Genomic DNA, 8,353 nt, shown 5'->3' with positions numbered 1-8,353 from the left:
ATATATTTGGTGAGTTGCTCGATGACGAAATCTTTCTCATCAAGGGCGGCCTTGACCAGGTCGCCGATCGAAGCGAGCCCGACCAGCTGGTCGTTTTCCATGACCGGCAAATGCCGATTGCGGCTTTCGGTCACGACGGCCATGGCTTGATCGACCGAGGTTTGAGTCGCGACGTAGTAGACCGTTTCCGACATCGCCTGGCGAACCGTGGCTTTCTGTGCGCAGAGCCCGCAAAGGTCGACTTTGCGGGCATGGTCGCGTTCGGAAAAGATGCCGACCAGGCGCCCCTCATCCAAAACAACGAGCGCGCCGATGTTTTTTTCGGCCATCAGTGCCAGGGCCTCGTAAATCGTCGCATCCGGAGCGATGCTCCAGACATGACTCCCTTTTCGCCTCAGTATCTGCGCAATGGATGTCGACATGTCCGCCTCTGTGGGTTGCAAAGGATTGATGTACTAGGAGCCTGTCGGACTTTACATGAGCCGACTGCAAAATCGGCTGATTGGCCCATATCTCCGATAATTTTCGACAAATAGTCCAGCTATTCGCTCTCAAATTCTCGAATATCTGGTCTCAACCATCCGATTTTTCGTTGCGGCCCGCAAGGCCCGACAGGCTCCTAGTGTAACAGAATTATCCAGAGACAATAGCAATTCTGTTAGCAAAGAAGTGAATGCCGCTGGTGATGGCCAATATTTCGTAAAACGAAACGCGTTTATCGAAAAGCATCCGCAGGGGTCGGTGCAGGATTCCGGGACCCGGGAAGGTTGATATAAAAAGCGCCGCTAAGTCATGTTGACTCCGCGGCGCTGCTGTTATTGCCTGGTTTTCAGCAGGGCTTGACCGTTCTGGCGTTTGCCCTCGCGGCATCCTGGCCGGGGGGCGTCAGCCGGCGATCTTTTCCTTGCGCGCGGTCATGACCTTGTAGGCGCAGAACTCGCCGCACATGGTGCAGGCGCCGTGTTCTTCGTCGACGCCGGACTCGGCGCGGATGCGGCGGGCTTTTTCCGGGTCGAGGGCGAGTTTGAACTGGCCTTCCCAGTCTAGCGCCTTGCGGCACTTGGCCATGGCGATGTCTTTATCGATGGCGCCGGGAACCCCTTTGACGATATCGCCGGCGTGGGCGGCGATACGGCAGGCGATGACCCCTTCGTGGACGTCGGCGACGGTCGGCAGCGCCAGGTGCTCGCTGGCGGTGACGTAGCAGAGGAAGTCAGCCCCGGCGGCGGCGGCCAGGGTGCCGCCGATGGCGCAGGTGATGTGGTCGTAGCCGGGGGCGATGTCGGTGACCAGCGGCCCGAGGACGTAGAAGGGGGCGCCGTGGCAGAGCCGTTTCTGCAGCTGGATGTTGGCTTCGATCTGGTTCAACGGTACGTGGCCGGGGCCTTCGATCATGACCTGGATGCCCTTGTCCCAGGCCCGCTGGGTCAGTTCGCCGAGGATGATCAACTCCTGGATCTGGGCGCGGTCGGTGGCGTCGGCCAGGCAGCCGGGGCGGAAGCCGTCGCCGAGGGACAGGGTGGCATCGTAGGGCTTGACGATCTCGAGCAGGCGGTCGTAATGCTCGTAAAGCGGGTTCTCGGCGTTGTTGTGGGTCATCCACTCGATGGTGAAGGAGCCGCCGCGGGAGACGACCTCCATGATCCGCCCTTCCTTGTCCATCCGCTCGACGCTGGCACGGGTGACGCCGCAGTGAACAGTGATGAAGTCGACGCCGTCATCGAGGTGCTTGATGATGCCGTCGAAGATTTCGTCGACGGTCATGTCGACCATCGCTTTGCCCTTGCGGGTGACGGTGTCGACGGCGGCCTGGTAGAGCGGGACCGAGCCGATGCAGGCGTTGGTCTGCGAGATGATGGCGGCGCGGATTTCGTCGATCGGCCCGCCGGTGGAGAGGTCCATGATGGCGTCGGCGCCGGCGGCGACGGCCACGCGGGCCTTTTCCAGCTCTTTATCGATGCTTTTATCATCCTTGCTGGTGCCGATGTTGGCGTTGACCTTGGTGCGCAGGCCTTTGCCGACGGCCAGCGGGATGCCGTTGCTGTGCCGGTTGTTGTGGCAGACGATGGCGGTTCCTTCGGCGATGCGCTGGCGCAGAATCTCGGGGTCGATCCCCTCGATGGCGGCGGCCTGTTTCATCTTGTCTGAAATAATGCCCTTGCGGGCGAGTTCGAGCTGAGTCATTTGTTAACCTCTGAAGTCGGGATTCCACAGCCGCAAGTCCCGTTTGACACTTTATGCTGTGGATCTTTAGCGTATTTATGATTTCTGGATCGGTTCTTTTCTGGCGGCCTGGTAATGGTTCACCGGGCCGTGGCCGGAACCGATGGCGGTGTTGGTGGTGATAGCGTTCGTGATGAAGGTTTTGGCTGCGCGGACGGCGGCGACCAGCGGCAGGCCGCAGGTCAGGTAGGTGGCGATGGCGGCAGAAAAGGTGCAGCCGGTGCCGTGGGTGTTTTCGGTGGCGATCCGCTGCGCCGGCAGTCGGTGCAGCGTGTCGCCGGCGAGCAGCAGGTCGACCGCATCGCCCTTGAGGTGCCCCCCTTTGATCAGGACGTTGCGGGCCCCCATTTCCTGCAGTTTGCGGGCCGCCTGCTCCATGTCCTTTTCGGTTGCCACCGGCAGGCCGGTGAGAGCCTCAGCTTCCGGCAGGTTGGGGGTGAGCAGGTAGGTCTCGGGAAGCAGTTCGACCTTAAGGATTTCCACCGCCTCCTGCTGCAGCAGCGGGGCGCCCCCCTTGGCGATCATGACCGGATCGACGACGGCGATCAGCGAGTGGCGCCGGATCGCCTGGGCGACCATGGCGACGATTTCCGGGGAGAACAGCATCCCGGTCTTGATGGTGTCGCTGCCGATGTCGGTGAGAACGGCCTTGATCTGTTCGCCGACGAAATCGGCGGTGACCGGATGGATGCCGCTCACGCCCCGGGTGTTCTGGGCGGTCAGGGCGGTGATGGCGCTGGTGGCGTAACCGCCAAGCAGGGTGATGGTCTTGATGTCGGCCTGGATGCCGGCGCCGCCGCCGGAGTCGGAACCGGCCACGGTCAGCACCCGCCCCTGCGGGAGAGGCTTGCGGCGGTTGAACAGCAGCGACAGTTCGCGGGCGGCCACCTCGGGCGAGGCGGCTCCCATTACTGCGGAAATTACGGCGATGGCATCCGCTCCCGCGTCCAGCGCTTCGCTGGCGCCGTTGCTGTCGATGCCGCCGATGGCGACCAGCGGAATTTTTACCGCGCGGCGGACCTTGTTGAGGGTTTCTATCCCCACCACCACGGCGTCCTGCTTGGTCTCGGTGGGAAACATGCTCCCCACGGCCACGTAATCGGCACCCTGCATTTCGGCCTTGAGGGCCTGTTCGACGGTGCGGGTCGACATGCCGATGATACGGTCGTGGCCGAGGCGCTTGCGGGCCTCGGCGATGGTCGAATCCCCCTGGCCGATGTGAACGCCGTCAGCTTCGCAGGCCAGCGCCAGCTCGGGGTCATCGTTGACCAGGAAAATGGCCCCGAACTTGTGGCAGAGCTCGCGCAGGTCGCGAGCCTCGTCAACCTGCTCGCTGGCCGGCCGGCTCTTGTCCCGGTACTGGACGATCCGGGTTCCCCCCTTGAGGGCGGCCTTCACCCGGCGCTTCAGCTGTCCGTCCCGGTTGTGGTCGGTGATGAGGTAGAGGCCTTCGATGGTTTTCATACGCGCTGTCCCCCTCGTTGTTGGGGTCAATAAAAAATCGCCGGGCCTGGGGGCACACGGCGATCAGAACGTGACAGGTTCGAGTCGCCGCTTCCCTACGCCGGCATCACCCGGATCAGGTTCCAAGGGTCGCTCCGCCGGTGGCGGAACTCTCAGTGTAAAACTCCCCTAGCGGTTCAGTTGTAGTGGTGCAGAGCCGGCACGGCTCAATTCTCTGCGGTCAACCGATGACGATGCGCTTGTTCAGCAGGTCGATTTCGCTGATGCTGCCAGATATCTCGCGGCTCTTGCCGAACACATCGACAAGCTTGAGCCCGCCGCCAGTCGGCAGGATCGAGGCCACATGCTCGAGGCTGATCTCTTCGTCGTTGTTGATCAGAAGAAACGTTCCATTATCCAGGCACATACAAGTCCCTCCGTTTTTATCAGCCGAGCCTATCGGATTCACCAATGGCTGTCAACCTTATTGTCGGCAGGTGAAGGCGGGGCGGGAGTTTGTCCTTTACACTCCGCTGACCGGCATGCTAGAAATCACATTTCGGTTTTACCTCCATTTTTAGGGATTTTGTCATGCACGGGCACCGTCCGACTCACGTTGAAATCGATCTTGCCGCCCTTCGGCACAATCTGCAGCAGGTTCGTCAGCGGGCCGGTTCGGGCAACCAGGTCCTGGCCGTGGTCAAGGCGGACGCCTATGGTCACGGCGCCGCCCGGGTTTCCCTGTCCCTGCAGCAGGCCGGCGTCGACCTGTTCGGGGTGGCGATAGCCGAAGAGGGGATGGCGCTGCGCAATGCCGGCATCGAGCGGCCGATCCTGGTGCTCGGCGGGGTTTACCCCGGCCAGGAGCAGGAGATCCTCCATTTCCGGCTGACCCCCGCAATCTACAGCCTCGAAGCCGCTCATCGGCTCAACCGGGCTGCTGCGGACCAGGGGGCGAGTTGTGCCTTTCACCTGAAAATCGATACCGGCATGGGGCGGGTCGGTTTCCGTCCCGAGGAACTGGACGGGATTCTGCCCGAACTGGCGGCCCTGCCGCACTTGCGCATGGAAGGGGTGATTTCGCACCTGGCCATGGCCGACGAGCCGGAAAAACCCTTTACCGACGAGCAGCTGGGCCGTTTTCGCGAGTGTCTTGGCCGGGTCCGCAAGGCCGGCTTTTCCCCCGAGTTCATCCATATCGGCAACAGCGCTGCCGTTTTTACCCGGGATATCCCCGAGTGCAACCTGGTGCGCCCCGGCATCGTTCTCTACGGGGCGCTGCCGGCGCCCGGTTTTGCCGGCCGCATCGACCTCAGACCGGTGATGAGCTTTCGCACCAGCGTGGCCCAGGTCAAGCGGGTGCCGGCGGAGACCGGGGTTTCCTACGGGCACCGCTTCGTAGCTGGGCGGGAGACGGTGCTGGCGGCGATTCCGGTCGGTTACGCCGACGGCTACAACCGGCGCCTGTCCTGCTGCGGCGAAGTGCTGATCCGCGGGCAGCGGGCCAGGGTCGCCGGAACCGTCTGCATGGACTGGACGCTGGTCGATGTGACCGATATCCCCGGGGTCGAAGTCGGAGACCAGGTCACCCTGCTGGGGCGCGACAACGGCAACCGCATTTCGGCCGAGGAATGGGCCGAGCGGATCGGCAGCATTTCTTACGAGGTTTTCTGCCAGGTCAGCAAGCGGGTGCCGCGGGTCTACTGCGGCGAATAAAATCATCAGAAGGGCACTCCCATTTTTATCAGGTCTGCGCTAGAGGATATGACCCGAACCGAACTCCGCCTTGCCCTTGACCTGGGCACCACCACCCTCGCCGGGCGTCTCTTCGCCGCCGACGGAACGGTGCTGGCCGAGAGGCGCCTGGCCAACCCGCAGCGTCAGCTCGGCAGCGACGTTATCCGCCGACTCGAGGCGGCCCTGGCCGGGGAGGGCGAACGCCTGCAGCAGTTGCTGGTCGGCGGCATCGAAGCGCTGGTGGCCGATCTGCTGGCCGAGTCCGGCTGCCGGCGAGCCGACCTGGGCGCCGCCGCCGCTGCCGCCAATCCCGCCATCTGTCACCTGCTGCGCCGCCTGCCGGTCGAGCCGATCCTGTACCCTCCCCATCGCCCGCGCCATCCCGAAGCGGCGCTGCTGTCGCCCGCCGAACTCTCCCTCGATCTGCCGGTTCCCCTTTTTCTCTTTCCGCAGGTCAGCGGTTATGTCGGCGGCGACCTGGTGGCGTTTCTGTTCGGTTGTCCTGCGCCTTTGGTCACGACTCTTTATGTCGATGTGGGGACCAATGGTGAAATGGCCCTGTTTTCCGGCGGCCGCTGGTGGGTGACCTCGGTGCCTGCCGGTCCGGCTTTCGAAGGGGGCGAGATCGCCAGCGGCATGGCGGCGCTGCCGGGGGCCGTCTGTCGCGTGCGCCTGGACGGCGACTGGTTGAGGCTCGAGACGATTGGCGGCCAGCCGCCAATCGGGGTGTGCGGCAGCGGCCTGGTCGAAGTGGTGGCGGCGGCCCTTGAGGGCGGGCTGATTGACCGGCACGGGACCATCGCCGATCCCGATGCGGTCGATACCAACCTGGCGCGCTATACGGCGGAAGCCGCCGGCGGCCGGGCCCTGCGGCTGTACCGGGACGCGGCGACGGACCTGCTGGTGACCCAGCAGGACCTGCGCAGCTTCCAATTGGCCAAGGGGGCGGTGCGGGCCGGGGTCGAATGTCTCCTGCAGCGGGCCGGGGTTGCCGTCGGGCAGGTTGAGGATGTGGTGATGACCGGCGCATTCGGCTTTTCGCTGGCGCCGGAGGCCTTGAAAAGGGTTGCCATGCTGCCGGGAAACATGGTAGATAAGGTACGCTTTGTCCCTGCTGGCGCCCTTGAAGGGGTGAGCCGTTATCTCCGCGAACCGCAGGCGGCAGGGCGATTGGAATCCCTGGTCGGGGCCTTGACCCCCTACCCGTTGTCGGGCACTCCCGCCTTTGAAAAGGCTTTTCTGCATGCGATAGATTTTTGAAAAAACCGCCAGGATGACGGTTTTTTCGTGTTTTTGGCGTGCCGTAAACAGTATTTGTTTCGACCCATCGTTTATAAATAGTCAGAAAGAAAGGATATTTTATGGCTACCATCAAGCGTGCCCTGATCAGTCTGTCGGACAAAACCGGCATCGTTGAATTCGCCAAAGAACTTTCCGGGTACGGGGTGGAGATCCTTTCCACCGGCGGCACCGCCAAGCTGCTGCGCGACAGCGGCCTTAAGGTCAAGGACGTCTCCGAATTCACCGGTTTTCCCGAGATGCTCGACGGCCGGGTCAAGACCCTGCATCCCAAGGTTCACGGCGGCCTGCTCGGCATGCGCGACAACCCCGAGCACGTGGCCAAGATGCAGGAGCACGGCATCGAGCCCATCGACATGGTGGTAGTCAACCTCTACCCTTTCGAGGCGACCGTGGCCAAGGCCGACTGCACCCTCGAGGACGCCATCGAGAATATCGACATCGGCGGCCCGACCATGCTGCGCAGCGCCGCCAAGAACAACCGCGACGTGACCGTCATCGTCGACTGCCGCGACTATGCGGCTGTCCTCGCTGAAATGAAGGCCGACGGCGGCGCGGTTTCCCGCGACACCAACTTCCGTCTGGCCGTCAAGGTGTATCAGCACACCGCCGCCTACGACGGCATGATCTCCAACTGGCTCGGCAAGAAGCTCGATGCCGACTCCGCCGAGTTCCCGCCGACCCTGACCTTCCAGTATCACAAGGCCCAGGGGATGCGTTACGGCGAGAATCCTCACCAGAGCGCCGCCTTCTACGTCGAGAAGAATATCACCGAGGCCTCCATCGCCACCGCTCGCCAGATTCAGGGCAAGGAGCTTTCCTACAACAATATCGGCGACACCGACGCCGCTCTCGAATGCGTCAAGCAGTTCTCCGAAGGGCCGGCCTGCGTCATCGTCAAGCACGCCAACCCCTGCGGCGTCGCCTATGGTAAAACCCTGCTCGAGGCCTACGAGCGCGCCTTCTCCACCGATCCCGAGTCGGCTTTCGGCGGCATCATCGCCTTCAACCGCGAGCTCGACGGGGCCACCGCCAAGGCGATCTGCGACAAGCAGTTCGTCGAGGTGATCATCGCCCCGGCCGTATCCGCCGAAGCGAGCGCCATCGTCGCCGCCAAGAAGAACGTGCGCCTGCTCGAGTGCGGACAGTGGCCGGCCGAGCCGGGTCAGCGCCTCGACTTCAAACGGGTCAACGGCGGCCTGCTGGTGCAGGATACCGACCTGCTGCTGTCGGCCGACCTCAAGGTGGTGACCAAGCGGGCACCCACCGCAAAAGAGATGGAGGACCTGCTCTTTACCTGGCGGGTGGCCAAGTTCGTCAAGTCCAACGCCATTGTCTACGGCAAGGACGGTATGACCATCGGCGTCGGCGCCGGCCAGATGAGCCGGGTCAACTCGGCCCGCATCGCCGCCATCAAGGCCGAGCATGCCGGCCTCGACGTCAAGGGCTCGGCCATGGCCTCGGACGCCTTCTTCCCCTTCCGGGACGGCCTCGACAATGCCGCCGCCGTCGGCGTCACCGCTGTCATCCAGCCGGGCGGCTCGATCCGTGATGAAGAGGTGATCGCCGCCGCCGACGAGCACGGCATCGCCATGGTTTTCACAGGTATGCGCCACTTTAGGCACTAGGAAGCGGCCCTTTTGGCCAATCT

7 protein-coding genes and 1 riboswitch are annotated in these 8,353 nt (G+C 63.2%); of the genes, 3 read left to right on the top strand and 4 right to left on the bottom strand.

From position 1 onward, the window contains the following. From ABYV89_RS11885 to ABYV89_RS11870, 4 genes are all read right to left on the bottom strand, one after another. Positions 1-422: CBS domain-containing protein (locus ABYV89_RS11885; protein ID WP_432823171.1), on the bottom strand; the 422-nt coding region annotated here is incomplete at its 3' end. Between the two features lie 463 nt (positions 423-885). Then, complete coding sequence (gene thiC, locus ABYV89_RS11880) at positions 886-2,184, bottom strand: phosphomethylpyrimidine synthase ThiC (RefSeq protein ID WP_432823170.1); 1,299 nt, start codon at positions 2,182-2,184, stop codon at positions 886-888. 75 nt (positions 2,185-2,259) lie between these two features. Continuing rightward, a complete protein-coding gene (gene thiD / locus ABYV89_RS11875; RefSeq protein WP_432823169.1) occupies positions 2,260-3,687 on the bottom strand; it encodes a bifunctional hydroxymethylpyrimidine kinase/phosphomethylpyrimidine kinase in 1,428 nt (475 codons plus the stop codon). Positions 3,688-3,762: 75 nt separating this feature from the next. Next, positions 3,763-3,867: riboswitch (TPP riboswitch) on the bottom strand. A gap of 40 nt (positions 3,868-3,907) precedes the next feature. Next, positions 3,908-4,093, bottom strand: coding sequence for a CooT family nickel-binding protein (locus ABYV89_RS11870; RefSeq protein WP_432823168.1), 186 nt, complete (start codon positions 4,091-4,093; stop codon positions 3,908-3,910). A 164-nt stretch (positions 4,094-4,257) separates the two neighbouring features. Here ABYV89_RS11870 and alr point away from each other — a divergent pair, with 164 nt between their 5' ends. From alr to purH, 3 genes are all read left to right on the top strand, one after another. Next, complete coding sequence (gene alr / locus ABYV89_RS11865; RefSeq protein ID WP_432823167.1) at positions 4,258-5,382, top strand: alanine racemase; 1,125 nt, start codon at positions 4,258-4,260, stop codon at positions 5,380-5,382. Between the two features lie 48 nt (positions 5,383-5,430). Continuing rightward, a complete protein-coding gene (locus ABYV89_RS11860) occupies positions 5,431-6,663 on the top strand; it encodes an ASKHA domain-containing protein (RefSeq protein ID WP_432823166.1) in 1,233 nt (410 codons plus the stop codon). Between the two features lie 101 nt (positions 6,664-6,764). Beyond that, the gene (gene purH / locus ABYV89_RS11855; protein ID WP_432823165.1) at positions 6,765-8,330 is read left to right on the top strand and encodes a bifunctional phosphoribosylaminoimidazolecarboxamide formyltransferase/IMP cyclohydrolase; all 1,566 of its coding nucleotides are present in this window, start codon (positions 6,765-6,767) and stop codon (positions 8,328-8,330) included. Positions 8,331-8,353 lie beyond the last annotated feature (23 nt).

This window comes from Trichloromonas sp. (genome assembly GCF_041583255.1).
Lineage (GTDB): Bacteria > Desulfobacterota > Desulfuromonadia > Desulfuromonadales > Trichloromonadaceae > Trichloromonas.
This window is presented reverse-complemented; position numbering and strand designations above follow the sequence as displayed.

What these genes read in the sequence shown, in the direction of transcription:
- purH (WP_432823165.1), top strand. Translation starts at nt 6,765, where the DNA reads ATGGCTACCATCAAGCGTGCCCTGATCAGTCTGTCGGACAAAACCGGC.
- thiC (WP_432823170.1), bottom strand. Translation starts at nt 2,184, where the DNA reads ATGACTCAGCTCGAACTCGCCCGCAAGGGCATTATTTCAGACAAGATG.
- thiD (WP_432823169.1), bottom strand. Translation starts at nt 3,687, where the DNA reads ATGAAAACCATCGAAGGCCTCTACCTCATCACCGACCACAACCGGGAC.
- alr (WP_432823167.1), top strand. Translation starts at nt 4,258, where the DNA reads ATGCACGGGCACCGTCCGACTCACGTTGAAATCGATCTTGCCGCCCTT.
- ABYV89_RS11870 (WP_432823168.1), bottom strand. Translation starts at nt 4,093, where the DNA reads ATGTGCCTGGATAATGGAACGTTTCTTCTGATCAACAACGACGAAGAG.
- ABYV89_RS11860 (WP_432823166.1), top strand. Translation starts at nt 5,431, where the DNA reads ATGACCCGAACCGAACTCCGCCTTGCCCTTGACCTGGGCACCACCACC.